Source organism: Streptomyces cellostaticus, from assembly GCF_023630175.1.
Taxonomy (GTDB): Bacteria; Actinomycetota; Actinomycetes; order Streptomycetales; family Streptomycetaceae; genus Streptomyces; species Streptomyces cellostaticus_A.
In genome coordinates, this window is the sequence record NZ_JALLIN010000028.1 from 12,133 (window position 1) to 36,566 (window position 24,434).

Here is a 24,434-nt window from a genome sequence, read left to right on the forward strand (position 1 = left end):
GAAGGGGGGCGAGCCGGCCGCCCCCCCTCTACCTGTGCACGGCGCCGAGCCGGCTGCCCCGCCGCCTCCTACCCCGTCTGCCCCATGCCCGCCGCGTTCGGCCAGCTCTGGGCGTTGGGCCAGCCGGTCGCCGGCGCCGGGGTCAGGCCGGTGGCGGGTGCCGGAGCCGTCATGCCGCGCACCTGGGCGGCGGTGAGGCCGCCGCGTGCCGGGACGCCGGGCGGTGTGGGACCCGTGGGGACCGGGGCGGGTACGGGCACCGGAGCGGGGACGGGGGGCGGTGCCGGCACCGCGACCGGGGCCATCGCGGCCGGCAGAGGGGCCGCGACCGGGGGCATCGCGACCGGGATCGGGGCCGCGGCCGGAGGCGGGACCATCGGGGCGGGTATGGGCGTGGGGACCGGCGCCGGGAGGGGAACCGGCGCCGGAGACTGGGGGGCGGGTGCCGCGGGCGGGACCTGGGCTGCCGCCGGCATCGGCATCCCGCCGCCCATCGGCGTGGCGGCGGGGAGCGGCATGCCGGTGCCGGCGGCCGGGGCGGGGCCGGCGCCGGCGGCCTGTGCCGCCAGTCCCTGTACACCGGCTCCGTTGGTCTCGTTCATCAGCCGGTCCACGGCCGCCGTACCCGAGCTGTAGCTGGTCCCGTTGCTCAGCTCGGGTACGGCGGCTCCCCTCCTGGTCTCGTAGAGCACCTGCTCCAGGCCGGACACCAGGCGACGCACGTCGACCTGGGGGCGCACCACGAGTCTCAGGAAGCGGCTGGACGAACCGATCTTGTTGCCGCACTCGCGGACCAGGAGCCGGTGCTCGGTGAGCAGCCGGTCCCGGACCACGGTGCCCTCCGCGCCGACGGGCAGGCGCACGAAGAGGAAGTTGCCCTGGGAGGGGTAGACGGTGAGGCCGGGCAGCGCGGAGAGGTGGCTGGCCATGTCGAGGCGGTCGCGGCGCACCTGGACCAGGCTCTGCGCGTACTCCTGGCCGTGCTCGCGCAGCATGAACACCACGTGTTCGGCGAAGGAGTTGAGATTCCACTTCGGCAGCATCGAGCGGACCCGCCCGGCCAGTGCCGGGTTCGCCACGAGGTAGCCGAACCGGATGCCGTGCAGCCCGAAGTTCTTGCCGAGGCTGCGCAGGACGACCACGTTCGGGCGGAGCATGGCCTCCTGCACCACGCTCGGCTCGGCCTCGGCGTCGGCGAACTCCAGGAACGACTCGTCGATCACCACCAGGTCCAGGTCCGCCATCGCGTCCATGAACTGCACGATCTGCTGCTTGTGCAGATAGCCGCCGTCCGGGTTGTTCGGGTTGCAGACGACGGCCACCCGGGTGCCCCGGGCCCGGATGAACTCGGCGTACTGCGTCAGGTCGAGGCCGAAGCCGTTCGCCTCCTGGAGCGGGAACATGTCCACCCGCTTGCCCGTCTCCATCGGCTGGTCGGTCCAGCGGCCGAAGGTGGGCACCGGCACCGCCAGCGACTCCCGGACCAGCAGGTGGTCGATCCAGGTGATCAGCTCCGTCGAGCCGTTGCCCATCGCCACGCACTGCGGCGGCAGTTGCAGCAGACCGCACAGCTCGGCGGTGATGGTGTCGGCGCTGCTCGGGTAGTACGTCATGATCTCGCGCAACCGGACCGCCATCTCCTCGAACATGGCGGGCGTGGGGAAGTACGGATTGCACGGGATGCAGAAGTCCACCGGGCCCGACCCGTCGCTCTCCCGCGTCAGCGCCGCCATCGAGGGGCTGTGCGCGGCGGTGTTGCGGAACAACGAGGTGACGTTGTCAGGCAAGAGGACCTCCGTCGAAGGGTGGCCCGTGCGGGGGAGCACGGGCCACCCATGGATACGGAGGCGGCGCCAGTGGCGTTCAACTCACCTGTGATGTGAGCCGGTTCACGCCGAGCGCACTTCCCCGCACACGGAGGGCGCGCATCGCGGCCGTCCGGACGTCTGCCCGGGCCGGAGCGCGGTGGACCGGAGGGCCGGGTGGTCCGAAGCGGAGCCGGCGCGGCGGGGGTGACCGCCACCGTGCCCGGCCGGGCGGACCCGGTCTCCGCGTGCCCGGCCGGGCCCGGCGTGGTCTCGGACGCGCGGCGGCGATCGCACACCTGGCCGTCGCGGAGGTCCTCGGCGACCGGCGACCGGCGAGCCATGCCCCCCTGGGCGGCCTTGCGGTGCGCCTCCGGTGTCCGCCCGGTGGCGTACCGGCCGTGGGTGTACGCCTTGGCCCGGTCGGTGACCCCGTGCACCTCGGGACCGTCTCCGGTCCCGCACGAAACCTTCACAGCGGTGCCTGGTTACGTGACCGGAGGGGAATCTAGTCTTCCGGCGTCATGGACTTCTGCCACCCGTGCCGACGGCACCTCAACGGCGCCCTGGCCTGCCCGGGATGTGGCGCACCGGCCCGGCCCTCCGCCCCGCGCGCGGACGCGTACGGCGCGCCCGGGTACGCGGGCGCGACGGCGGGCCCGTACGGCCGGGAGGCCCGCACCGGAGCCCCGGCGGGGCAGGGGTACGCGGGTCAGGACGGGCATCCGGCGTCCCACGCACCCGCGCACCCCGGCGGGTTCACCCACCCGGGCGCGGCGCAGGCCGTGCGCGTGCCGCAGCAGTTCGGCGGCGCGGCGGTCCCGGACGCGTACACGTACGAGGGCGGCGGCGCGCACCACGGGGGCGCCGACGGGCGCGCGGCCGCGGGCGGCCACGGCGCCCACGAGGGACGGGGCGGCCCGGGTGACGACGGTCACGACGGGCACGACGGGCACGACGGTCACGTGGACCACACGGACCACACGGACCACGAGCGGCGGCCGGACCGCGACGGCCACGGCGACGAGGAGGCGTACGAGACCCGCCAACGGGGCGGCCGCGACGACCGGGAGGACCCCGGTGAGCCCGTGGGGCGTGCCGCCCGGCGTCGGACGCGTGGCCGGGGCCGCCGGGCAGCCGCGGGCGACGAGGCCGACGGCCCCGTCGCCGCCGACGTCGGCCGCCGGGACCGCAAGGCCGCCGCGCACCGGCGCCGACGGCGCCGTACGGTGCTGATCGCCACGGGGTTCGTGCTGGCCGCCGGCGGGCTGAGCATCGCCGAACTCGGCACGGACGCCCCCTTCGCGCCCTTCGGGGGCGACGCCTCGACGTCGGCCGGGGACCCCTCGGCCGACGGCGGCAGCGCCTCCGCGCGCCCGGACCGTACATCGGCTCCCGTCGACGGCGCCCCCGCCCGCGCGGCGGCGCCGAGCGTCTCGGAGTCCGCCGGTCCGTCGGCCTCGGCGTCCGCGTCCGCGTCCTCGCCCCCGCAGGGCAGGGCCTCCGGGTCCCCTGCCGCCGACGGCGACGCGGAGCAGTCCGCCGCCGCGGGGACGGGCGCGACGACCGCTGCCCCGCCGGCCCAGCCCTCGGCCCCCACCGCCACGCCGACGGCCGGGCCGACGACCTCGGACCCGACACCCACCGCGTCCCCGACGAAGACGTGCAACCGGTTCCTCTGGTGGTGCACGTAGGACCCGGGAACCTGCTCCGCGCCCGGCACGGTTGAGTCGAACGGGTGCACCTCGCCGTACCGATCTCGGGAACGCCCCGCAATGAAGAGGGCGTTGCGCACGAGAGGGAGCGACGCGCGAGCGGCTCGGTCGAGGAGGGCGGATGACGCAGGGAACCACCGTGCACGGCACGGTCGCCGAGGGCTACGAGGCGGTGCGCGAGGAGTTCGCCGCCTTCGTGGCGGAGGAACGGCACGACTACGAGGGCCAGTTGGCCGCCCATGTGCACGGTCGCCGGGTCGTCGACCTGTGGGCCGGCGAGGGTGCCGACGGCGACTCGCTGTACGGCGTGTTCTCGTCCACCAAGGGCGCCGCGCATCTCGTCGTGGCCCTGCTGGTGCAGGACGGCACACTGGAGCTGGACCGCAGGGTCACCTACTACTGGCCGGAGTTCGGGGCCGAGGGCAAGGGCGCGCTGACCCTGCGCGAACTGCTCGCGCACCGGGCCGGGCTCATCGGCACCGACACCGGGTTCGGCACGGCCGAGCTGGCCGACGACCGGGCGCTGGCCGAACGCCTGGCCGACCAGCGGCCGTTCTGGCGGCCGGGCACGGCCTTCGGTTACCACGCCCTGGTGATCGGCGCGCTCACCGGTGAGGTCGTCCGCCGCGCCACCGGCCGTACGCTCCAGGAGGTCTACGAGGAGCGGGTGCGGGTCCCCTACGGACTGGACTTCCACCTGGGCCTGCCCGCCTCCCGGGAGAGCCGCTTCCGCACCACCCTGCCGATGCTGCCCACCGCCCAGCAGCGGGCGGTGCTGGACACGCTGCCGAGCGGGCCCCACACGCTCGGCGCGATCGCCTTCAACCGGCATCCGGCCGAGCCGACCGACCTGGAGTCGCTGCCGAACGAGCGCGCGGTCCGCGCCCGGGGCCCGGCGTCGGTGGGCGGTGTCGCCTCGGCGCGCGGTCTGGCCGGGATGTACGCGGCGATGATCAGCGAGTCCGACGGCAAGGCCCCGCTGCTCAAGCAGGACACGGTCGCGGAGTTCGGGCAGCCGCACTCCGTCGGGTACGACCTCGTGATCCGGACCCACAGGTCGTACGGCCTGGGCTTCCAGGACACGGCCGACACCTGGCACCCCTTCCTGGGCGCCGGCGCGATCGGCCACAGCGGCGCCGCCGGCTCCCAGGCCTTCGCCGATCCCCGCAGCGGCCTCGCCTACGGCTACACCAGGCGGCGGTTCGCGTTCCCGGGCGGCGCGGCCGCGGAGAACGACCGGCTGGCGGCGGCCGTCCACCGGGCGGCGCTGGCGGCCGGATGATCCGGCGCGGACGGCGGCCGCATCCCACGTCCAAGGATGCGGCCGCCGTCGTGCGCAACGACCGTTACCGGGCCAGCGTCACGGTGACGTCGCCGCGGGTCGCCTTCGAGTAGGGGCACACCTGGTGCGCCTTCTCGAGCAGCGCCCGCGCGGTGGCCCCGTCGACGTTCGGGATGTCCGCGGAGATCTCCACGACGATCCCGAAGCCGTCCTCGTTCCGGCCTATCCCGACCTTGGCGGTGACGGTGGAGCCGGAGACGTCGGCGCCCTCCTGCCGGGCGACCACGCCGAGCGCGCCCTGGAAGCAGGCGCTGTAGCCCGCGGCGAACAACTGCTCCGGGTTGGTGCCGGCGCCGCTGCCGCCCATCTCCTCGGGCGGGTTCACGACGACGTCGAGCTTCCCGTCGTCGGTGGCGACACGGCCGTCGCGGCCGTTCTCGGCGGTGGCGACGGCCGTGTACAGGACGTCGGACTGCTGAATGGGCATGCGGTTGTCTTCCTCCTCGGTCCGCCGTGACTCGCGCCCACGATCGACGGCGGATTTCGGAATGAAGTTACCGCATCCCGGAAAGCCCGGGCCAGGGTCAGAGCTTGACGATCATCTTCCCGGTGTTGTCGCCGCGCAGGACCCCGAGGAACGCCTCCAGGTTGTTCTCGATGCCCTCGACGACCGTCTCGCGGTACTTCAGCGCACCCGAGGCGACCCAGGGGCCGACCTCCTGGACGAACTGCGGCTGCAGGTCGTAGTGGTCCCCGACCAGGAAGCCCTCGATGCGGCCGCGGGTCTGGATGAGGCGGGCCAGGTTGCGCGGGCCGGGGGCCGGCTCGGTGTTGTTGTAGACGGAGATCATGCCGCAGACGGCGATCCGGCCGCCGAGGTTCAGCGACCCGATGGCGGCCTCCAGGTGGTCGCCGCCGACATTGTCGAAGTACACGTCGATCCCGTCGGGGGCGGCCGCGCGAAGCTGCTCGCCCACCGGACCGTCCTTGTAGTTGAAGGCGGCGTCGAAGCCGTACTCCTCCGTCAGCAGCCGTACCTTCTCGTCGGAGCCGGCCGAGCCGATGACCCGGGAGGCGCCCTTGAGCTTCGCGATCTGCCCGACCTGGCTGCCGACCGCGCCCGCCGCGCCGGACACGAAGACGACGTCGCCCTCCTTGAGGGAGGCGGTGCGCAGCAGGCCCGCGTACGCCGTCAGACCCGTCATGCCGAGCACGCCGAGGTACGTCGACAGCGGGGCGGCCTGGGGGTCGACCTTGACGGCGTTCTGCGCGTCCACGGCCGCGTACTCGCGCCAGCCGAGGAAGTGCAGGACGTGGTCGCCGACCGCGACGCCCTCGGCGTTGGAGGCGATGACCTCGCCGACCGCGCCGCCCTGCATGACCTTGTCGAGCTCGAACGGGGCGGCGTACGACTTGGCCGCCGACATCCGGCCGCGCATGTAGGGGTCCACGGAGAGGTACTCGTTCCGCACCAGCACCTGGCCCTCGCCGGGAGTCGGGACGGGCGTCTCGACCAGGGCGAAGTCCTCGGGCTTCGGCCAGCCGACCGGACGGCTGACAAGGTGCCACTCGCGGTTGATCATGGGGGATCGCCTTTCATTTACTTCAGTACCTGAAACAACAATGGGCCTGAATATTTCAGGATGTCAAGTAACCCGGTACCCTGGACGGCATGGCCACACCACCGAACACCCGTCGCCCCGACGAGCTGACCATGGAGGTCGTCGAGCTGATCGGGGACGTCGTGGCCCGCTTCTACGCGGACTACGAGGAGGCGGCGGCCACCCATGCGCTCACCGGCCCGCAGGCGCGCCTGCTCAGCCTGCTGTCGCTGGAGCCGCTGCCGATGCGCAAGCTCGCCCACAAGCTGAAGTGCGAGCCGTCGAACGTGACCGGGATAGTCGACCGCCTGGAGTCCCGGGGGCTGGTGGAGCGCCGTCCCGACCCCGCGGACCGCCGGGTGAAGCTGGCCGCCGCCACCGACGAGGGCCGCAGGATGGCCCGGGACCTGCGCGAGGGCCTGCGCTTCGCGCGCGAGCCCCTCGCCGGGCTCTCCGACGAGGAGCGGCGGTCCCTGCGGGACCTGCTGCGGCGGATGCTGGGCGCCTGAGTCCGAGTAGGGTCTTCGCCATGCGCGATCTCGGGGTGGGTTTCGGATATCTCGTGGCGGGCCAGCGCTGGGTCGCCCGGCACGGCCGCCGGTTCGGCCTCGGCCTGCTGCCGGGCCTGGTCACGCTCGTCCTGTACGCGGCCGCGCTGGCCGCGCTCGCCGTGTGGGGCGAGGACGGGGTCGCCTGGGCCACCCCCTTCGCGGACGACTGGGGGAGCCCCTGGCAGAGCCTCTTCCGCGGCTTCCTGACGGCCGTCCTGTTCGCCCTCGGCCTGCTGCTGGCCGTCCTCACCTTCACGGCCCTCACCCTCCTGATCGGCCAGCCCTTCTACGACAGCCTCTCGGAGAAGGTCGACGAGGACGTCTCGCCCGACGGCACGGCGCCGGAGTCGGGTCTGCCGCTCTGGCGCGAGCTGTGGATCTCGGCCCGGGACAGCCTGCGGATCCTGGTCCGGGCCCTGCTGTGGGGCGTGCTGCTCTTCGCGGCGGGCTTCCTGCCCCTGGTCGGCCAGACGGTCGTCCCGGTCATCGGCTTCTTCGTCACCGGGTTCTTCCTCACCGAGGAGCTGACCGCCATCGCCCTGCAGCGCCGGGGCGCCGACCTGCGCGCCCGCCTCGCCCTGCTCCGCTCCCGCAAGACCCTGGCCTGGGGCTTCGGCACCCCGCTCGGCCTGGCCTTCCTGCTCCCGTTCGTCGCGGTCTTCCTGATGCCGGGCGCGGTGGCCGGCGCCACCCTGCTGGCCCGCGACCTCCTGGGTGAGGAGACCGCCACCGACCGCGCCCCCACCGAGTCCGACGAGCCGGTCCCGTCCTGAACCCGGGGCGCGGCGCCGCGAGGCCGCGGCCGGTTGTGAAGGGTTCGTACGGGATCGCCGCGAGAGCGGCCGTCGCGGGCCCCCGGGAGGGCCCGGCGATTGACGTCGGAGCCGGGACGCGTCCCCCGTGGGCAGCCCCGGCCCGGAAACCTGACCTCCGGACCGGGGCTCGTCCCTAACCTCGGCGCGCCGAGAAGCCGTACACCGTCTCGGACCGGAACACCTCGCCCGGCCGCAGCACGGTGCCCGGGAAGGCAGGGCGGTTGGGGGAGTCGGGGAAGTGCTGGGTCTCCAGGGCGATCCCTTCGCCGGGGGCGAAGGGCGCACCCAGATGGTCGGCAGTGTAGAGCTGGATCCCGGGCTCGGTCGTGGCCACGGTGAGCACCCGCCCGGACACCGGGTCGTGCAGCTCGGCCACCTCCTCGGCGACGGTCGTCACCCCCTTGTCCAGCGCGAAGTTGTGGTCGTAGCCGGAACCGACCTCGCGGGCCCCGCGGAAGTCGAAGCGGGAGCCGGTCACGTCCTGGAGGACCCCGGTGGGAATCAGGTCCGCGTCCACCGGGGTGAACCGGGAGGCGGCGAGCCGCAGTTCGTGACCGCCGGCGGAGCCGGAGCCGCCCAGGTTCCAGTACGAGTGGTTGGTGAGGTTCAGGACGGTCGGCGCGTCCGTCACCGCCTCGTAGGCGATCCGCAGCGCCCCGGAGTCGTCCAGCGTGTACGTCGCGGACACCTCCAGCCGGCCGGGGAAGCCCTCCTCGCCGTCCGGGCTCACCCGGCGCAGCCGGACGCCGTCCCCGGCCGGCTCCGCCTCCCACACCCGCTTGTCGAACCCGCGCCTGCCGCCGTGCAGGCAGTTGGGCCCGTCGTTCACCGGCAGGGGGTACGTACGGCCGCCGAGCTCGAAGCGCCCGCCCGCGATCCGGTTGGCGTACCGCCCCACCAGGGCGCCGAGACAGGGCTCCGGATGCTCCAGATAGCCCTCCACCCCGGGGAACCCCAGCACCACGTCGGCCGTTCGGCCGTCCCGGTCCGGAACCTCCACCGACTGCACGATCCCGCCGTACGACAGCACCCGCACCCGCACCCCGGCCCGCTCCAGCGTCCAGCGGTGCACCGGCGCGCCGTCGGGAAGTGTGCAGAAAAGTTCACTCATGTGGGAGAGCCTAAGGGCTGCCCCGTGATCCCCGATGGCTCGGCGCACGGCGCCGGATGCGGTGCGCCGCAGGGCGGAGGGCCGTCCTCGTACCGGACGTATCCGGGCGATCCGACGACGCGGCGGGGTGCCGTGGCCGTCGTCGTGCGCCCGCCGGGCGCCGCGACGGGGCGAACCCCGGCCGACGCGGCACCGGTCAGGGTGTCGGCGCGGTGACCGTGCGGTACGCGATCTCCGCCAGCCGCGCCTGGCCGTCGCGGCTGGGGTGGAACCAGTCCCAGCGGCTGAGCTGGTCGGTGCCGAAGCGGAAGTCGAACACCGCGTTCCCGTCGAAGCGGCAGCGGCGGTCCCCGGCGCACACGGCCCGCAGCGCCGCGTTGTACTCCTCCACCCGACGCTGCACCTTCTCCCGGCGCCGGGTGGCCGCGTCGCCCAGGTCGTCGGCCTCGGCCAGCATCGACGGGCAGATGCCCAGCCTCCACACCTGCTTGCCCAGCGGGTTCGTCCGGCCCTGGGACCACAGCCGCAGCAGGTTCGGCACGCTCGCCACGTACACCTGCGTCCGGGGCAGCGCGGTACGCAGCGCGGCCAGCGACGCCTCGAAGTCCGCCCGGAAGTCCGCCACCGGCGTCATCGCCGACACCGACGCGCGGCAGGCGTCGTTCGCGCCGATCATCACCGTCACCAGTTCGGGCCGCCCGGCGATCGCGCCGGCCACCTGCCGCGGCAGGTCCGCCATCCGGGCGCCGGTCACCGCGTAGTTGCGGCTGTGCTCGGCCGCACCCCGCACCCCCAGCAGCCGCACCGCCAGGCTGTCGACCCCGGCGTCGCCGCCCGTCGCCCACGACACCTCGGGGCAGTCCGAGAGCACGGCGCACGCGTCGAAGCCCCGGGTGATCGAGTCGCCGACCGCGGCGATCGAGTCCGGGCTGCGGTCCCACACCGGCGCCGGCCTGGCCGGGGGCCGGGAGGCGGACGTACCGGAGTCCTTCTTGCCGTCCGCCCCGCCACCGCCGAAGGCGTCACACCCCGTGAGGGCCAGGACGGCCGCCGTCACGGCCGCGACGGCGCCCCGCGCCCGCCTGCCTCGCTCGCGCATCCTGGCTGCTCCCCTCGCTCGACCGTGCGGTGCTCCCTCCCATGACAACGCGCCGGGGTTCCCGGACCGTGGACCCGGGAACGCCCCACCCCCGTACAAGCGTCCCCCTGGGTGAATGGGGCGGGTTTCACGGCGCCGGGACCGACGGTACGTCACACTCCTTGCCCCGCCGCAGGGTAGCCTCGCCCTCAACGCGGCCGTCGCGCCTGGGCCGCCCGCCAGTCCGCAAGATGTCCCGCTCTGCCCGGAGGTTCCGGTGACGACACGTGGAGTTCTGTACGTGCACTCCGCGCCGCGCGCGCTGTGCCCGCACGTCGAGTGGGCCGTCGCGGGGGTGCTCGGCACGCGCGTCGGCCTCGACTGGATCCGGCAGCCCGCGGCACCCGGCACCTGGCGCTCGGAGTTCTCCTGGCAGGCCGAGGCCGGCACCGCCTCCAAGCTCGCCTCCGCCCTGCGCGGCTGGCACCTGCTGCGCTTCGAGGTCACCGCCGAGCCCTGCGCCACCGCCGAGGGCGAGCGCTACAGCTGCACCCCCGACCTCGGCATCTTCCACGCCGTCACCGGCATCCACGGCGACATCCTCATCCCCGAGGACCGGCTGCGCGCGGCGCTGACGCGTTCCCAGCGCGAGGAGACCGACCTGGAGGCGGAGATCGCCAAGCTCCTCGGAAAGCCCTGGGACGACGAGCTGGAACCGTTCCGCTACGCGGGCGAGGGAGCACCGGTGCGCTGGCTGCACCAGGTGGTCTGAAGCCCCTCGCGGACACGCGCGGGTCCCCGGGACACGCGGGAGGAAGCACCCGCGGCACACGCGAAGGAGCCCCCACCGGCCGGTGGGGGCTCCTTCGCGTGTGGTCTCAGAGGGTCCGGAAGGCCAGGACCACGTTGTGCCCGCCGAAGCCGAACGAGTCGTTCAGCACGGCGATCCGGCCCTCGGGCAGCTCGCGGGCCTCACCGGTCACCACGTCGGCGTTGACCTCGGGGTCGAGGTCCGACACGTTGATGGTCGGCGGAGCCGTGCGGTTCACCAGCGCCAGGATCGACGCCACGGTCTCGATACCGCCGGCGCCACCGAGCAGGTGACCCGTCATCGACTTGGTGGCGGAGATCGCCATGTGGTCGACGTCGTCGCCGAACACCTTCCGCAGCGCCTTGATCTCGGCGACGTCACCCTGCGGCGTCGACGTGGCGTGCGCGTTCACGTGCACGATCTCGGCCGGCTTCAGGTCCGTGTTGTCGAGCAGGTTCTGCAGGGCGTGGGCGATGCCGTTGCCGGACGGCTCCGGCTGCGTGATGTGGTGGCTGTCGGCGGAGATGCCCTGGCCGACCGCCTCGACGTAGATCCGGGCGCCGCGGGCCCTGGCGTGCTCCTCGGACTCCAGGACGATCACACCGGCGCCCTCGCCGAGCACGAAGCCGTCGCGGCCCGCGTCGTAGGGACGCGACGCGCCCTCGGGGTCGTCGTTGTTCTTGGACATCGCCATCATGTTGCCGAAGGCGGCGATGGGAAGCGGGTGGATGGCGGCCTCGGTACCACCGGCCACGACCACGTCCGCACGACCGGTGCGGATCATCTCGATCGCGTACCCGATGGCCTCCGCGCCGGAGGCGCAGGCCGACACGGGGGTGTGCACACCGGCGCGGGCACCCAGCTCGATGCCGACGTTGGCCGCCGGGGAGTTGGGCATCAGCATCGGCACGGTGTGCGGGGAGACGCGGCGTACGCCCTTCTCCTTGAGCACGTCGTACTGGTCCAGGAGCGTCGTCACGCCGCCGATCCCGGAGGCGATGACCGCGCCGAGGCGGTCGGGGTTGACGGACGCGCCCGGCACGGAGCCGTCCGCTTCCACGGCACCGGCCCTGGCGGTGAAACCGGCGTCCTTCCAGGCCTCCTGAGCGGCGATCAGCGCGAACTGCGCGGACCGGTCCAGCTTGCGGGCCTGCGGGCGGGGGATGATCTCGCCGGGCTCGACGGCGATCTGCGCGGCGATGCGGACCGGCAACTCGGCCGCCCACTCCTGCTCGAGCGGGCCGACACCGGACTTGCCGGCGACCAGGGCCTCCCAGAACGAGGCTGCGTCGCCACCCAGCGGTGTGGTTGCGCCGATACCGGTGACGACCACGGTGCGATTGGTCGGGCTCACGGGAATTCTTTCTCCAACGGAAAACGGGATTCGACGGCGCCACCGCCGGGTGGCGGGGCCTAGCAGCCTGACGGCCTAAGGGGTGCCTCAGGCCTGGTGCTTGAGGATGTAGTTGGTGGCGTCACCAACGGTCTTCAGGTTCTTGACGTCCTCGTCCGGGATCTTCACGTCGAAGCGCTCCTCGGCGGCGACGACGACCTCGACCATGGACAGCGAGTCGACGTCCAGGTCGTCGGTGAAGGACTTGTCCAGCTGGACGTCCTCGGTGGGGATCCCGGCGATCTCGTTCACGATCTCGGCGAGACCGGCGACGATCTCTTCCTGAGTGGCGGCCATGTCAGGCGCTCCTTCTTCGATAATCCAGACGGTTTGTGGCAGTTTGCACCGGGCCGGAGACAAGATCCGGCACGGAGTGCCTAGGGGAGGGTAACGACCGTGGCGGCGTAGACGAGACCCGCCCCGAATCCGATGACGAGCGCGGTGTCGCCGCTCTTCGCCTCCCCGGTGGCCAGGAGCCGCTCCATCGCGAGCGGGATCGAGGCGGCCGAGGTGTTGCCGGTGGTGCGGATGTCACGGGCGACCGTGACGTGCTCCGGCAGCTTCAGCGTCTTCACCATCGAGTCGATGATCCGCACGTTGGCCTGGTGCGGAATGAAGACGTCCAGGTCGTCCGGGCTGATTCCGGCCGCGTCCAGCGCCTGCTGGGCGACCTTCGCCATCTCGAACACGGCCCAGCGGAACACCGCCTGGCCCTCCTGCGTGATCGCAGGGAACTTGACGTTGCCCTCGCTGTCGAGGGGCAGTTCGGCGAGGTCGCCGACCCGGAAACGGTCCCAGGAGACCGTCTGCTTGATGGTGCCGGCCTTGTCGCCCTCGGAGCCCCACACGGTCGGGCCGATGGCCGGCTCCTGCGAGGGGCCGACGATGACCGCGCCGGCGCCGTCACCGAACAGGAAGGCCGTGGCCCGGTCCTCCAGGTCGGTGAGGTCGCTGAGCCGCTCCACACCGATGACCAGCACGTACTCGGCGGAACCCTCCACCACCATGCCCTTGGCGAGGGTCAGGCCGTAGCCGAAGCCGGCGCAGCCGGCCGAGATGTCGAAGGCGGCGGCCTTGTTCGTGCCCAGCTTGTCGGCGATCTCGGTGGCGACGGCCGGGGTCTGGCTGAAGTGCGAGACGGTCGAGACGACCACGGCGCCGATCTGCCCGGCGTCGATGCCGGAGTCGGCGATCGCCTTGCCGGCCGCCTCGACGGACATCGCGGCGACCGTCTCCTCGGGGCCCGCCCAGTGCCGGGTCTCGATGCCGGAGCGCGATCGGATCCACTCGTCGGACGAGTCGATCCTCTCCAGGATCACCTCGTTGGGCACCACGCGGGTCGGCCGGTAGCCGCCGACGCCGAGGATGCGCGCGTACGGGGCGCCCTTGCTGGGCTGGATCTTCGACATGGGTCTTGGGCTCCTTGTCAGGCGCTCGCCGCGTCAGCGGCAGGTGTCGCAGTCTCGGCGATGAGCGTGCGGGCCGCTTCGAGGTCGTCGGGGGTCTTCAGGGCGAGCGTGCGCACACCGGGCAGCGCGCGCTTGGCCAGACCGGTCAGCGTGCCACCGGGGCACACCTCGATGAGCGCGGTGGCGCCCAGCTCCTTGAACGTCTCCATGCACAGGTCCCAGCGCACCGGGTTGGCGACCTGGCCGACCACCCGGTCCAGCACCTCGGCGCCGGAGGCGACCAGGCGGCCGTCCTTGTTGGAGACGTAGGCGACCTTCGGATCGGCGGGCGTCAGCCGCGCGGCGGCCTCGGCCAGCGCCTCGACGGCGGGAGCCATGTGGCGCGTGTGGAAGGCGCCGGCCACCTTCAGCGGGACGACCTTGCGGACACCCTCGGGCTTGTCCTCGGCCAGCGCGGCGAGCTGCTCCAGCGTGCCGGCGGCGACGATCTGGCCCGCGCCGTTGATGTTCGCCGGGGTCAGGCCCAGCTTCTCCAGGTGCGCGACGGACGTCTCGGGGTCACCGCCGAGCAGCGCGGACATGCCGGTCTCGGTGATCGCGGCGGCCTCGGCCATCGCGAGCCCACGACGGCGGACGAGGCCGAGGGCCGCGGTGTCGTCCAGGACGCCCGCGAAGGCGGCGGCGGTGATCTCGCCCACGCTGTGGCCGGCGACCGCGCCGGGCGCGGTCTCGGACATGTCACCCAGTGCCATGGCGGACAGGATCCCGGCGGCGACCAGCAGCGGCTGGGCCACCGAGGTGTCGCGGATGGCGTCGGCGTCGGCCTGGGTGCCGTAGTGGACCAGGTCGAGACCGATGGCGTCCGACCACGCGGCGACGCGGTCCGCGGCACCGGGGAGTTCGAGCCAGGGGGTCAGGAAGCCGGGCGTCTGGGCGCCCTGGCCGGGAGCGACGAGTACGAGCACTCTCACACTCTCTCTTGGAGACGGCCGAAGCCGCCCGTGGGGACAGGGACGAAGAACACGTAGGGGTTTTGTGGGCCCCCCACAAAACCCTAGGCCTGGGGTTCACCGTCGGCCAGACGCCCCAGGATCAGCGCGATCCGCAGCGTGAACGCGGATCGTACATCCGAGGGCGACCATCCGGTGACGTCTGTCACACGTCGGAGCCGGTAGCGCACGGTGTTCGGGTGAACGAACAGCATTCTGGCCGCGCCTTCCAGGCTGCTGGCCTGTTCCAGGTAGACACTCAAGGTCTCCAGGAGCGCGGACCCGGCCTCCTCCAGTGGTCTGTAGATCTCCTCCACCAACTGCTCGCGCGCGCCCGGATCGCCTGCGATGGCCCGCTCCGGCAGAAGATCGTCCGCCAGTACCGGCCTCGGCGCGTCCTGCCAGGCGAAACATGCCTTCAGCCCGGCCGCCGCGGCCTGCGCGGACCGGGTGGCGGCCAGCAGATCGGGTACGACGGGCCCGGCGACGACCGGCCCGGCGGCGTACGGCCCGATCAGCGACTTGGCGACGGCGAGCGGATTGGGGCTGCCCCCGGCGATCACGACGAGCCGGTCGCCCAGCACTCCCGTGAGCACCTGCAGCTTGGCGTGGCGCGCGGCCCGCCGGATGGCCTCGACGGTCAGCTCGCTGTCCCCGTCGGGCGCGGTGCCGAGCACGACGCACACATGGTCCGGCGAGTTCCAGCCGAGCGCGGCGGCCCGGCTGACGGCGCCCTCGTCGGCCTCCCCGCTGAGCACGGCGTTGACCACCAGCGACTCCAGCCGCGCGTCCCAGGCGCCGCGCGCCTCGGCGGCCTGGGCGTACACCTGGGCGGTGGCGAACGCGATCTCCCGGGCGTACACGAGCAGGGCCTCGCGCAGCACGCCCTCGTCCCCGGGGGCCGCCACCTCGTCGATGGCGGACTCCATCACCTCGATGGTGGTGCGCACCATCTCCACCGTCTGCCGCAGCGTGATGGCCCTGGTCAGCTCGCGGGGCGCGGTCCCGAAGACGTCCGTGGAGATGGCCTGCGGGGCGTCCGGGTGCCGGAACCACTCGGTGAACGCGGCGATGCCCGCCTGCGCGACGAGCCCGATCCAGGAACGGTTCTCCGGCGGCATGGCCCGGTACCACGGCAGGGTCTCGTCCATGCGCGCGATGGCCTGCGCGGCGAGGCTCCCGGAGGACTTCTCCAGCCGCTTCAGGGTCGCGGAGTGCTGGTGGACGGTGTGCGCTGCGGGTTCGCCGCTACGGGTTTCGGGTTCGGGCACGGGGACAAGACTGCCTTATCGGGACGGGACCGTGCGTCGGCGGGGTGCCGTGCGCGGTCTACGGTGGTGCCTGTGATGGACGTACGGCGCGCCGGAGAGCGCTACCGCGGCGGGGATCCGCGGGCGGGGATCGATTCCCGCCACGCCTTCTCCTTCGGCCCGCACTACGACCCCGGCAACCTGCGTTTCGGCGCGGTGATCGCCTGCAACGAGGAACGGCTCGCCCCGGGGGCCGGCTTCGACGAGCACGCGCACAGCCACACCGAGATCGTCACGTGGGTGGTCGAGGGCGAACTGACCCACCGTGACTCCACGGGCCACGAGACGAAGGTACGCCCCGGCGACGTCCAGCACCTCGCCGCGGCGGCGGGCGTCCGGCATGTGGAGCGCAACGAGGCGGACACCCCGCTGACCTTCGTCCAGATGTGGCTGGCCCCGCTGGAGCCGGGTGGTGACCCGTCCTACGCGATCGTCCCCGGCATCGCCGACGCCACCCCCTACGCCCTCCCGGCCGCCGGTGCCGTGCTCCACGTCCGCCGGCTGGCGGCGGGGGAGCGGACGGCGGTACCGGACGCGCCGCACGTGTACGTCCACGTGGTCCGGGGCGGGATCACGCTCGCCGAGGAGACGCTGGGCGAGGGCGACTCCGCCCGGGTCACGGACGCCGAGGGGCTGGACGCCGCAGGTCTGACGGCGGCGGAAGTGCTGATGTGGGAGATGCTCTGAGGGTTGTCCCGCGATCCCCGGCGGGCGCACGACGACGGCCACGGCACCTCGCCGCGCTGCCGGATCGCCCGGACACGGCCCGTACGAGGACGACCCTCCGCCCTGCGACGCACCGCATCCGACGCCGTGCGCCGATCCACCGGGGATCACGGGACAGCCCTTGGCCAGCGCCGCGTCGGCCGGGGTTCGCCCCGTCGCGATGCCCGGGGGACTCCCGCGGCACCGGCCGAGAGCCCGAGTACGCCCAGTACGAGGCCTTCCGGCCGACACGCCGGCAGCATTCACCGGACGCCGCTCCTTGACGGGCAGACCTTGGCCCACGGGGCAGCGGTGCCGTGACCGAAGGCGTGCCGGACGCCGCGCGCCGGTGAATCCTTCCGGCCACGGCAGCGGGCGCCGGTGCGGACCGGGCCCGCGGGCCCGGCGTGATCCCGGCGGAGGACGGGCCTTCTCCGGCCGGGGAGTGTGCGCGAGAGACCCTGCCGGGCACGGGCGGCGGGACACCGTCCGGGCCCGGTGGACCTCAGACCCGCGACTCCGCCAGCACCGCGTCCGTGAACGCCGGCCAGCTCTCGACCGCCCAGGGCCCGAACGCCCGATCGGTCAGCGCGACCGCGGCGACCCCCGCGTCCGGGTCGATCCACAGGAACGTGCCGGACTGCCCGAAGTGCCCGAACGTCCGGGGCGACGACGAAGAGCCCGTCCAGTGCGGCGACTTGGAGTCCCGGATCTCGAACCCCAGTCCCCAGTCGTTGGGGTTCTGGTGCCCGTATCCCGGCAGCACCCCCTTCACGCCCGGATACTGCACGCTCATCGCCGCGGCCACCGTACGGGGGTCCAGCAGCCGCGGCGCCTGGATCTCGGCGGCGAACCGCAGCAGGTCGTCCACCGTGGACACGCCGTCCTTCGCCGGCGACCCCGCCAGCGACGTCGACGCCATCCCCAGCGGCTCCAGCACCGCCTGCCGCAGGTACTCGGCGAACGGGATCTCCGTCGCCCCGGCGACATGATCACCGAGCTGCTCGAAGCCCGCGTTGGAGTACAGCCGCCGCTCCCCGGGCGGAGCCATCACGCGGTGCTCGTCGAAGGCCAGCCCGGAGGTGTGCGCGAGCAGATGGCGGACCGTGGCGCCGGGCGGGCCCGCCGGCTCGTCCAGCTCGATCGCGCCCTCCTCGTAGGCGACGAGCACGGCGTAGGCCGCCAGCGGCTTGGTGACCGAGGCCAGCGGGAACCGCCGTCCGGCCGGGCCGTGGGTGCCCACCACCGTGCCGTCCGCGCGGACCACGCCCGCCGCCGCGGTGGGGACCGGCCAGTTCTCGATCGACGCCAGGCTGTTCAACGACATGGGGCCGAGCCTAAGGGCTCAGAGCCACAGCTCCAGCAACGGGTCGGGCTTGGGACGGAAGCCGAGCGAGGCGTACAGCGGCGCGCCCTGCGCGGACGTGGTGAGCTGCACCCGGTCGGCACCGCGCCCGCGGAACCAGCCGAGGAGCGCGTCCATGCACGCGCGCGCGTACCCGCGCCGCCGGGCGTCCGGGTCGGTGGCGACGCTGAAGACGTACCCGACGGTGCCGAGCGGGTTGCCCGCCCGGCCGATCCGGTAGTCGAGCGTGCCGGCCACCAGCGCGGCCAGCGCGCCCGGCCGCTCCGGATGGTCCACGACGAAGGCCGCGAAGCCCCCTTCCGGCTCCGCGAGCCTCGCCCGCAGGGCGGGCAGGGATTCGGTGTGCCAGTCGGTGGACCGGTCGGCGTGGCCCATCGAGTCGATCATGACCTGACGCAGCCGCAGCACTTCCGCGGCGTCCTCGGGCCCGGCCCGGCGTACGAGACTCATGCCGGGCACGCTAACCACCGCACCCCCGACCCGTCGCGCCGTTTTCCCACACCCCTTTCTCACGCGGTCGCCTTGCCTGGAGTGCACTCCAAGGCCATAGCGTTGGGGCATGACGGTGATGCAGACCACGCCGGCGGCCACCGGGCGGGCGAACCCCGCCGACATCTGCTCCGCCCCGCCCCGGCGCCACCCCCGCCCCGACGGCCAGGACCGCTACACGATCAGCGAGGTCGTCGCCTTCACCGGGCTGACCGCGCACACACTGCGCTGGTACGAGCGGATCGGCCTGATGCCGCACGTCGACCGCTCGCACACCGGGCAGCGCCGCTACAGCAACCGGGACCTGGACTGGCTGGAGTTCGTGAACAAGCTCCGGCTGACCGGCATGCCGGTGGCCGACATGGTCCGCTACGCGGAACTGGTGCGGGAGGGCGAGAGCACCTACGCCGATCGCCAGGAACTGCTCGAGTCGACCCGCCGGGACGTGCTGGCCCGGATCGCGGAACTGCACGACACCCTGGCGGTGCTGGACCGGAAGATCAGTTTCTACGCCACGGAGCGCTGACCGGCCGCCCGCCCGCGGCCGCTACAGCTCGTCCAGCAGCTCGGCCTTCTTGGAGGAGAACTCCTCGTCGGTGACCAGGCCCGCCCGGTGCAGTTCCCCCAGGTGCCGGATGCGCTCGGCGACGTCGGCCGGGTCCCGCCGGGAGGGGGCCGGTGCCACCGGCACCGGCCCCCGGGGCCGCAGCGCCGCGAGGACGGCGGCGGCGAACGGCAGGGACTCGTGCACCGGACCGTAGCCGAGGCCGAAGACGACGGCCGCCGGATCCTGGTCGGGCTGGGCGGGGCGGGTGGACCCGCCCTCGCGGGGTACCAGTCGCAGGTGCCCCTCGAAGGCCTCCGGCGAACGCCACTCCACGGCGCTGAGGTCGGCGACCGGCCAGCTCTGGTCACCGGACTTCCACTTCGCCGAGGACGCACCCGTCCAGGACCAGCGGAACCGCACGCAGGTCCCGTCGAAGGCCGCCTTCCCGTCGTACGCCTTGAACTGCCGCGGAGCCTCGGGGGCGGCCACCAGCCAGCGCTCGGCGGGCTCCGGTCCGGCCCCGGTCAGCAGCAATTTCAGCTCGTCGGCGTAGTACTCGGCGAGGGTCGCCCGCTCGGCCGGCAGCACCAGCCGGTACGGATCGGAGCCCTCGCGCAACTGCCCGGCCGCCGCGTCCATCAGCGGATCGGCGCCGGGGCGCGGCCGCAGCCGCAGCACGACGGAGCGGCGCCTTCCGGGAGTGAGGGTCACCTCCTCCACCGCGGCCAGCGGAATGCGCCGCTCGCCCAGCGCCTGGAACAGCCTGGGTGTCCGAATCCCCCGTTCGTAACGGATGAGCACGGAGTCGGACTCGAACTCCCAGACGGCATGAAAACCCGCCAGTACGTCACCCATGCGGCTCATCGTATGCGGCACGTGCTTCTCCGTCGCCACCCGCGCGGACCGCACTTCCTGCTGTCTCTACGCGCGTCCGGCCGTCTTCGTGCGGGGCGGATCAGTCCGGCAGGCATCGTCTTCGCGGGCGCACGTCACCGCGTCGTACGCGCCGACGCCGACGTGCGCGAGGTTGCGCAGGCTGTCCGTGCCCGGCTGGAAGTAGCCGCTGTGGCCCTGCGCGTCACGGGCCGACAGGACCCGCGCGCCGAACGCCGAGGACACCGGGTCGGCGCCGTGGCCCAGCCCGCCGAGCTCCAGGTACGGCACGTCCCGCACCCAGTCGCTGGCGTCCCGCATCGCCCACACCCGGGCCGAGGTGCCCAGGCGGCCGGCGTTCGCGGCGCGCATGCCGGGGCTCGCGGCGACCGCCAGGTCGGACACCCGGTCCGGCATGCCGTGCGCGGCGACGCCGCAGACCACCGAGCCGTAGCTGTGGCAGAACATCGACACCGGTGCCCGGCCGGGCAGGCCGCGCAGCAGTGCGTTCAGGCGGACGGCGCCCTCCTCGGCGCGCAGTCCGGTGGCCGCGTCCACGCCGAGGCCGTCCGGCGCGGTGTAGTCGGCCCAGGCGATCACGGCCGTGCGCGTCGACGCGCTCTCCGCCCGCTCGGCCGCGTACAGGGCCTTGGCCATGCCGACCGGGGCGCTGTACTTGCGGTACGACCGCTGGAAGGTGAGCAGATCGGTGTCGACACCGGGGACGACGACGGAGATCCGGTCGGCCTTGGTGAGGCTGCCGAACACCTCCGCGACCCGGCCCGAGCCCGCCGGGTCGAAGGCGAGGATGTGCCGTTTCGGACGCATCAGCGCCTCGTAGCGCTCCATCCGCCGGCCCGCGTCCTGCTGCCCGGCCCTGCTGATCCGGCTGTCGTGCGTGCGCTTGCGCTCGACCTCGCGTGCCTGCCCCAGCGCGATGCGGTTGGCGCGGTAGCGCAGCTTGACGGGGGCGCCGTTCATGTTGCCGACCGCCAGCGGGTAGCGCCGGGCCAGCCGGTCGCGCTCGTGGGCGGTGAGCGAGGCGAAGAACCGGCCGAGGCGCGCGGGGGCCGCCTCGGGGTCCGGCAGGCGCAGGCCGCGCAGGGTGCCGTGCTCCCACTTGTCGAGTGAGTGCTGCAGCGCGGTCGGCACCCGGTGGGTGCGCAGGGCGGTCCAGCCGGTGGTCGCGAGCATCACGAACACCACGGACAGCGCGAGCAGGGCGCGCCAGACGTTGAGGGGCGGGGAGGTGTCGAAGGAAGTCACTGGGAGGACACACTAGGAGAACGGGCGGGTGTCGGGGTAACCGAGTGATGGGTATCACGTTTCGGTAACCGTCGAACGCTTCCGCGAGGTCCTCAGCCCGCGCGCCAGTTCCCGGTCAGCGCCGAGCCCAACTGGTCCAGGTACGAAGCGGTCAGGCGCCGGATCGCCTCCAGGCCGAAGTCGTCACCCGCGCACCACTGCCGTTCGGTGACCCTCATCACCCCGCCGAACACGGCCACCGCCAGCCGCGGCCGCGGATCGGTGTCCACGTCGACGCCCTCCCGTTCGGCGAGCAGCCGCGCGATCGTCTCCTCGGTGGTCACGGAGCGCCGCAGATGGGCGGCGAGCAGCGCGGGCGTCGACTCGATGGTCCGGTACATCCGCAGGTAGAGCTCCACCGGGACGGCCGACTCGACGGTCTCCTGTATCGCCTCCCAGCCCTCCAGGACCGCCTGCCGCAGTGCCTCCATCGGTGCCTCGTGCGCCGGTCTCGCCCGTACGGACTCCACGAAGAGCGCCTCCGTCATCTCCTGGACGGCGAAGGCGACCTCCTCCTTGCCGGCGAAGTAGCGGAAGAAGGTGCGCTGCGAGACGTCGACGGCCTCGGCGATCTCGTCGACGGTGGTGTGCTCGTAGCCCTGCGTGGTGAACAGCTCGAGAGCGGCCCGCAGCAGCGCCTCCCGGGTGTGCCGCTTCTTGCGGTCGCGCAGCGTCTCCATCGGCCTCTCCAGTGAAATGTCCTTCCAGCTCAGGCTATGCGCTGGTGTCGTGTCAGTAACCGACTTGTGAATTGGTTTGTCAATTGTCAGCGACTGACACTAGCCTCTACGGTATGACTAGTCAGACCACCATCGACACGACGGGACCGGGGGACCGGGCATCGGCCGACCCGTCGGAGCCGACCCCGGCCGCGGGGCTGCGCGGCCACCCGTGGCTCACCCTCATCACCGTCGCCGTAGGGGTCATGATGGTGGCCCTCGACGGCACCATCGTGGCCATCGCCAACCCGGCCATCCAGAAGGACCTCGGCGCGAGCTTCTCCGACGTCCAGTGGATCACCAACGGCTACTTCCTCGCCCTCGCGGTCTGCCTGATCACCGCGGGCAAGCTGGGCGACCGCTTCGGCCACCGGCAGACCTTCCTGATCGGCGTCACCGGCTTCGCCACCGCCTCGGGCGCCATCGGCCTGTCGAACAGCATCGCCGCGGTCGTCACCTTCCGCGTCTTCCAGGGCCTGTTCGGCGCGCTGCTGATGCCGGCCGCGCTCGGACTGCTGCGGGCCACCTTCCCGGCCGAGAAGCTGAACATGGCGATCGGCATCTGGGGCATGGTCATCGGTGCCTCCACCGCGGGCGGCCCGATCCTCGGCGGCGTCCTCGTCGAGCACGTGAACTGGCAGTCGGTCTTCTTCGTCAACGTGCCGGTCGGCGCCGTCGCCCTGCTGCTGGGCCTGCTGATCCTGCTGGACCACCGCGCCGAGAACGCGCCGCGCTCCTTCGACCTGCCGGGCATCGGGCTGCTGTCCGGCGCGATGTTCTGTCTGGTGTGGGCGCTCATCCAGGCGCCGACCTGGGGCTGGGGCGACATCAAGACCTGGAGCTTCATCGGCGCCTCGGCGCTGCTGTTCGTCCTGTTCGCGGTCTGGGAGACGAGGGTCGCCGAACCGCTGATCCCGCTGGGCATGTTCCGCTCGATCCCGCTGTCCGCGGGCGTCGTCCTCATGGTCATGATGGCCATCGCCTTCATGGGCGGTCTGTTCTTCGTGACGTTCTACCTCCAGAACGTCCACGGCATGAGCCCCATCGACGCGGGTCTGCACCTGCTTCCGCTGACCGGCATGATGATCGTCGGCTCCCCGCTCGCGGGCGCCGCGATCACCAAGCTCGGCCCGCGCGTCCCGCTGGCAGGCGGCATGGCGGCCACCGCCATCGCCATGTACGGCATGTCGACGCTGGAGGCCGACACCGGCAGCGGTGCGATGTCGATCTGGTTCGCCCTGCTGGGCTTCGGCCTCGCGCCGGTCATGGTCGGCGCCACCGAGGTGATCGTCGGCAACGCGCCCATGGAGCTGTCCGGTGTGGCGGGCGGCCTGCAGCAGGCGGCCATGCAGATCGGCGGCAGCCTCGGTACGGCGGTGCTGGGGGCCGTGATGGCCTCCAGGGTCGACAGCGAACTGCCGGGCAACTGGGCCGGCGCGGGGCTGCCGAAGCTGACCCCGGAGCAGTTGGACCAGGCCTCCGAGGCGGTCCAGGTGGGCGTGGCGCCGGTGGTCAAGGGCATGCCCGAGGCTCTCGTCGCGAAGATCACCACGGTCGCCCACGACACCTTCGTCTCCGGCATGAGCCTCGCCTCCCTGGTCGCGGCGGGCGTGGCGGCGGTCGCGGTGCTGGTCGCCTTCCTCACCAAGCGGGGCCAGAACGCGGAGGCGGGCGCGGGCGTCGGTCACATCTGACCGCGCGTCTCATGCGCGGGCTCGGCGGAGTTCACCCATCCGGGTGACTCCGCTCAAGATCCCTCATCCCGGGCGCGCGCCGCAGGTCACAGTGGGTCAGGTCCTCCGCAGGGCATGCGGAGGGCGCCGGGCCGCGGCGCGCGCTGCCGGAGGGGGCAGCGCGCGCAGGTCTGTCCGGGGAAAACCGGGGTACCCGCCCAGCGAGGCCGAACTGTCCATGACCTCCAGGGAGTTGATGATGGCTGGCTTCGGGCACGGAACGCGCGGACACCCCCGGTCACGCGGCCGTTCGTGGCAGCGGACCGGGCCGGACCGCGCGACGCTCGGGATCATCGGAACCGTCTGCGCGGTCGCCGGGTTCTTCGCACTGGGCATCATCCTCGGCCCGGTGGCGATGTTCTGCGGCTGGCAGTCCATGGGCCGCACATGGTCCACCGACCGCAACATCCCGGCCGTGGTGGCCCTGGTCCTGGGCGCGATAGACACCCTGCTGTCCCTCATCGCCCTGGCCGGCGCGGCCACTTGGGGCCACGGCCTGCTCTGAGCCCGCCCCGACCTCGACGCCCGCGGCTCCGGGCCCGGAGCCGCGGGCCCCTGCACGTCCATGCGCCGGAACCCGCGGACGCGGCCTCCCCGCAGTGCGTACGGGGCTCGGGCCCGCGGGGATGCGCGCCTGCCGACGTGGCGCCCGCCGGGCAACGGCGGCCGTGCCGGCCTGGCCACTGCCAGGCGGGCGGCACAGGCGGGTGCGGCGGTACCCCGCCGGCGCGGGCGAGCGCGACACCCTGACGCCCGCCCGGACACCCGGCACCAGCGAACCCGGCTCGTCCGGGCCCGGCCCGGTCGAGCCACGTCCCGCCCAGCCG

24 protein-coding genes are annotated in these 24,434 nt (G+C 73.1%); 9 read left to right on the top strand and 15 right to left on the bottom strand.

Annotation, left to right across the window (positions count from 1 at the left end):
* Positions 1-68: 68 nt before the first annotated feature.
* Complete coding sequence (locus tag MXD57_RS18895; RefSeq protein WP_250402705.1) at positions 69-1,787, bottom strand: pyridoxal phosphate-dependent aminotransferase; 1,719 nt, start codon at positions 1,785-1,787, stop codon at positions 69-71.
* Positions 1,788-2,329: 542 nt separating this feature from the next.
* Between MXD57_RS18895 and MXD57_RS18900 the strand changes: the two genes are divergently transcribed.
* Together MXD57_RS18900 and MXD57_RS18905 are read left to right on the top strand one after the other, a co-directional pair.
* Complete coding sequence (locus MXD57_RS18900) at positions 2,330-3,499, top strand: SCO2400 family protein (RefSeq protein ID WP_250402706.1); 1,170 nt, start codon at positions 2,330-2,332, stop codon at positions 3,497-3,499.
* Positions 3,500-3,641: 142 nt separating this feature from the next.
* Complete coding sequence (locus tag MXD57_RS18905) at positions 3,642-4,802, top strand: serine hydrolase domain-containing protein (RefSeq protein ID WP_250402707.1); 1,161 nt, start codon at positions 3,642-3,644, stop codon at positions 4,800-4,802.
* 64 nt (positions 4,803-4,866) lie between these two features.
* Here the strand turns inward: MXD57_RS18905 and MXD57_RS18910 are convergent, their stop codons facing one another.
* Positions 4,867-5,289: an organic hydroperoxide resistance protein gene (locus MXD57_RS18910; RefSeq protein WP_250402708.1), complete on the bottom strand. Its 423-nt coding sequence runs from the start codon at positions 5,287-5,289 to the stop codon at positions 4,867-4,869.
* A 97-nt stretch (positions 5,290-5,386) separates the two neighbouring features.
* A complete protein-coding gene (locus MXD57_RS18915; RefSeq protein ID WP_250402709.1) occupies positions 5,387-6,385 on the bottom strand; it encodes an NADP-dependent oxidoreductase in 999 nt (332 codons plus the stop codon).
* Between the two features lie 89 nt (positions 6,386-6,474).
* Between MXD57_RS18915 and MXD57_RS18920 the strand changes: the two genes are divergently transcribed.
* Entirely contained in the window at positions 6,475-6,912 is a 438-nt protein-coding gene (locus MXD57_RS18920) for a MarR family winged helix-turn-helix transcriptional regulator (RefSeq protein ID WP_250402710.1), read from the top strand.
* A 20-nt stretch (positions 6,913-6,932) separates the two neighbouring features.
* Positions 6,933-7,727 (top strand): EI24 domain-containing protein, encoded by a 795-nt coding sequence (locus tag MXD57_RS18925; protein ID WP_250402711.1) that lies wholly within the window; start codon positions 6,933-6,935, stop codon positions 7,725-7,727.
* Between the two features lie 175 nt (positions 7,728-7,902).
* On the opposite strand, the gene MXD57_RS18930 is transcribed toward MXD57_RS18925, so the two are convergent.
* Both MXD57_RS18930 and MXD57_RS18935 read right to left on the bottom strand, forming a co-directional pair.
* Positions 7,903-8,880 carry an aldose epimerase family protein gene (locus tag MXD57_RS18930; protein WP_250402712.1) on the bottom strand — a complete coding sequence of 326 codons (978 nt, stop codon included), beginning with the start codon at positions 8,878-8,880 and terminating at the stop codon, positions 7,903-7,905.
* A gap of 196 nt (positions 8,881-9,076) precedes the next feature.
* Positions 9,077-9,979: an SGNH/GDSL hydrolase family protein gene (locus MXD57_RS18935; RefSeq protein WP_250402713.1), complete on the bottom strand. Its 903-nt coding sequence runs from the start codon at positions 9,977-9,979 to the stop codon at positions 9,077-9,079.
* A 256-nt stretch (positions 9,980-10,235) separates the two neighbouring features.
* Between MXD57_RS18935 and MXD57_RS18940 the strand changes: the two genes are divergently transcribed.
* Positions 10,236-10,730 (top strand): DUF3145 domain-containing protein, encoded by a 495-nt coding sequence (locus MXD57_RS18940; RefSeq protein ID WP_250402714.1) that lies wholly within the window; start codon positions 10,236-10,238, stop codon positions 10,728-10,730.
* 106 nt (positions 10,731-10,836) lie between these two features.
* Here the strand turns inward: MXD57_RS18940 and fabF are convergent, their stop codons facing one another.
* From fabF to MXD57_RS18965, 5 genes are all read right to left on the bottom strand, one after another.
* Positions 10,837-12,123 carry a beta-ketoacyl-ACP synthase II gene (fabF, locus tag MXD57_RS18945; protein WP_250402715.1) on the bottom strand — a complete coding sequence of 429 codons (1,287 nt, stop codon included), beginning with the start codon at positions 12,121-12,123 and terminating at the stop codon, positions 10,837-10,839.
* An 87-nt stretch (positions 12,124-12,210) separates the two neighbouring features.
* Complete coding sequence (locus tag MXD57_RS18950) at positions 12,211-12,459, bottom strand: acyl carrier protein (protein WP_133921367.1); 249 nt, start codon at positions 12,457-12,459, stop codon at positions 12,211-12,213.
* 80 nt (positions 12,460-12,539) lie between these two features.
* Positions 12,540-13,571, bottom strand: a complete 1,032-nt coding sequence (locus MXD57_RS18955; protein ID WP_250402716.1) for a ketoacyl-ACP synthase III — start codon at positions 13,569-13,571, stop codon at positions 12,540-12,542.
* A 17-nt stretch (positions 13,572-13,588) separates the two neighbouring features.
* A complete protein-coding gene (locus MXD57_RS18960; protein WP_250402717.1) occupies positions 13,589-14,536 on the bottom strand; it encodes an ACP S-malonyltransferase in 948 nt (315 codons plus the stop codon).
* Positions 14,537-14,625: 89 nt separating this feature from the next.
* Complete coding sequence (locus tag MXD57_RS18965; protein WP_250402718.1) at positions 14,626-15,831, bottom strand: PucR family transcriptional regulator; 1,206 nt, start codon at positions 15,829-15,831, stop codon at positions 14,626-14,628.
* A gap of 75 nt (positions 15,832-15,906) precedes the next feature.
* On the opposite strand from MXD57_RS18965, the gene MXD57_RS18970 reads away from it, so the two are divergent.
* Positions 15,907-16,557: a pirin family protein gene (locus MXD57_RS18970; protein ID WP_250402719.1), complete on the top strand. Its 651-nt coding sequence runs from the start codon at positions 15,907-15,909 to the stop codon at positions 16,555-16,557.
* 523 nt (positions 16,558-17,080) lie between these two features.
* Here MXD57_RS18970 and MXD57_RS18975 read toward each other — a convergent pair.
* Positions 17,081-17,902 (bottom strand): serine hydrolase domain-containing protein, encoded by an 822-nt coding sequence (locus tag MXD57_RS18975; protein ID WP_250402720.1) that lies wholly within the window; start codon positions 17,900-17,902, stop codon positions 17,081-17,083.
* Between the two features lie 18 nt (positions 17,903-17,920).
* Positions 17,921-18,391 (bottom strand): GNAT family N-acetyltransferase, encoded by a 471-nt coding sequence (locus tag MXD57_RS18980; protein WP_250402721.1) that lies wholly within the window; start codon positions 18,389-18,391, stop codon positions 17,921-17,923.
* 109 nt (positions 18,392-18,500) lie between these two features.
* On the opposite strand from MXD57_RS18980, the gene MXD57_RS18985 reads away from it, so the two are divergent.
* On the top strand, positions 18,501-18,956 hold the full coding sequence (locus MXD57_RS18985; protein ID WP_250402722.1) for a MerR family transcriptional regulator: 456 nt from the start codon (positions 18,501-18,503) through the stop codon (positions 18,954-18,956).
* Positions 18,957-18,977: 21 nt separating this feature from the next.
* Here MXD57_RS18985 and MXD57_RS18990 read toward each other — a convergent pair whose 3' ends face one another.
* The 3 genes from MXD57_RS18990 to MXD57_RS19000 all read right to left on the bottom strand — a co-directional run bounded on the left by MXD57_RS18990 (position 18,978) and on the right by MXD57_RS19000 (position 21,835).
* Positions 18,978-19,832: a DUF4429 domain-containing protein gene (locus MXD57_RS18990; RefSeq protein WP_250402723.1), complete on the bottom strand. Its 855-nt coding sequence runs from the start codon at positions 19,830-19,832 to the stop codon at positions 18,978-18,980.
* A gap of 66 nt (positions 19,833-19,898) precedes the next feature.
* A complete protein-coding gene (locus MXD57_RS18995; RefSeq protein ID WP_250402724.1) occupies positions 19,899-21,116 on the bottom strand; it encodes an alpha/beta hydrolase in 1,218 nt (405 codons plus the stop codon).
* 92 nt (positions 21,117-21,208) lie between these two features.
* Positions 21,209-21,835, bottom strand: a complete 627-nt coding sequence (locus MXD57_RS19000) for a TetR family transcriptional regulator (RefSeq protein WP_250402725.1) — start codon at positions 21,833-21,835, stop codon at positions 21,209-21,211.
* Positions 21,836-21,948: 113 nt separating this feature from the next.
* On the opposite strand from MXD57_RS19000, the gene MXD57_RS19005 reads away from it, so the two are divergent.
* Together MXD57_RS19005 and MXD57_RS19010 are read left to right on the top strand one after the other, a co-directional pair.
* Positions 21,949-23,568: an MFS transporter gene (locus tag MXD57_RS19005; protein WP_250402726.1), complete on the top strand. Its 1,620-nt coding sequence runs from the start codon at positions 21,949-21,951 to the stop codon at positions 23,566-23,568.
* A 235-nt stretch (positions 23,569-23,803) separates the two neighbouring features.
* A complete protein-coding gene (locus MXD57_RS19010) occupies positions 23,804-24,112 on the top strand; it encodes a small hydrophobic protein (RefSeq protein WP_250402787.1) in 309 nt (102 codons plus the stop codon).
* The last annotated feature ends 322 nt before the right edge of the window (positions 24,113-24,434 follow it).

Excerpts from the sequence above, each read along its gene's own strand:
- MXD57_RS18930 (WP_250402712.1), bottom strand. The coding sequence starts at position 8,880 with ATGAGTGAACTTTTCTGCACACTTCCCGACGGCGCGCCGGTGCACCGC.
- MXD57_RS18990 (WP_250402723.1), bottom strand. The coding sequence starts at position 19,832 with ATGGGTGACGTACTGGCGGGTTTTCATGCCGTCTGGGAGTTCGAGTCC.
- MXD57_RS18955 (WP_250402716.1), bottom strand. The coding sequence starts at position 13,571 with ATGTCGAAGATCCAGCCCAGCAAGGGCGCCCCGTACGCGCGCATCCTC.
- MXD57_RS18980 (WP_250402721.1), bottom strand. The coding sequence starts at position 18,391 with ATGAGTCTCGTACGCCGGGCCGGGCCCGAGGACGCCGCGGAAGTGCTG.
- MXD57_RS19000 (WP_250402725.1), bottom strand. The coding sequence starts at position 21,835 with ATGGAGACGCTGCGCGACCGCAAGAAGCGGCACACCCGGGAGGCGCTG.
- MXD57_RS18915 (WP_250402709.1), bottom strand. The coding sequence starts at position 6,385 with ATGATCAACCGCGAGTGGCACCTTGTCAGCCGTCCGGTCGGCTGGCCG.
- MXD57_RS18920 (WP_250402710.1), top strand. The coding sequence starts at position 6,475 with ATGGCCACACCACCGAACACCCGTCGCCCCGACGAGCTGACCATGGAG.
- MXD57_RS18985 (WP_250402722.1), top strand. The coding sequence starts at position 18,501 with ATGACGGTGATGCAGACCACGCCGGCGGCCACCGGGCGGGCGAACCCC.
- MXD57_RS18950 (WP_133921367.1), bottom strand. The coding sequence starts at position 12,459 with ATGGCCGCCACTCAGGAAGAGATCGTCGCCGGTCTCGCCGAGATCGTG.
- MXD57_RS18910 (WP_250402708.1), bottom strand. The coding sequence starts at position 5,289 with ATGCCCATTCAGCAGTCCGACGTCCTGTACACGGCCGTCGCCACCGCC.
- MXD57_RS19010 (WP_250402787.1), top strand. The coding sequence starts at position 23,804 with ATGATGGCTGGCTTCGGGCACGGAACGCGCGGACACCCCCGGTCACGC.
- MXD57_RS19005 (WP_250402726.1), top strand. The coding sequence starts at position 21,949 with ATGACTAGTCAGACCACCATCGACACGACGGGACCGGGGGACCGGGCA.
- MXD57_RS18900 (WP_250402706.1), top strand. The coding sequence starts at position 2,330 with ATGGACTTCTGCCACCCGTGCCGACGGCACCTCAACGGCGCCCTGGCC.
- MXD57_RS18935 (WP_250402713.1), bottom strand. The coding sequence starts at position 9,979 with ATGCGCGAGCGAGGCAGGCGGGCGCGGGGCGCCGTCGCGGCCGTGACG.
- MXD57_RS18970 (WP_250402719.1), top strand. The coding sequence starts at position 15,907 with ATGGACGTACGGCGCGCCGGAGAGCGCTACCGCGGCGGGGATCCGCGG.
- MXD57_RS18975 (WP_250402720.1), bottom strand. The coding sequence starts at position 17,902 with ATGTCGTTGAACAGCCTGGCGTCGATCGAGAACTGGCCGGTCCCCACC.
- MXD57_RS18905 (WP_250402707.1), top strand. The coding sequence starts at position 3,642 with ATGACGCAGGGAACCACCGTGCACGGCACGGTCGCCGAGGGCTACGAG.
- MXD57_RS18925 (WP_250402711.1), top strand. The coding sequence starts at position 6,933 with ATGCGCGATCTCGGGGTGGGTTTCGGATATCTCGTGGCGGGCCAGCGC.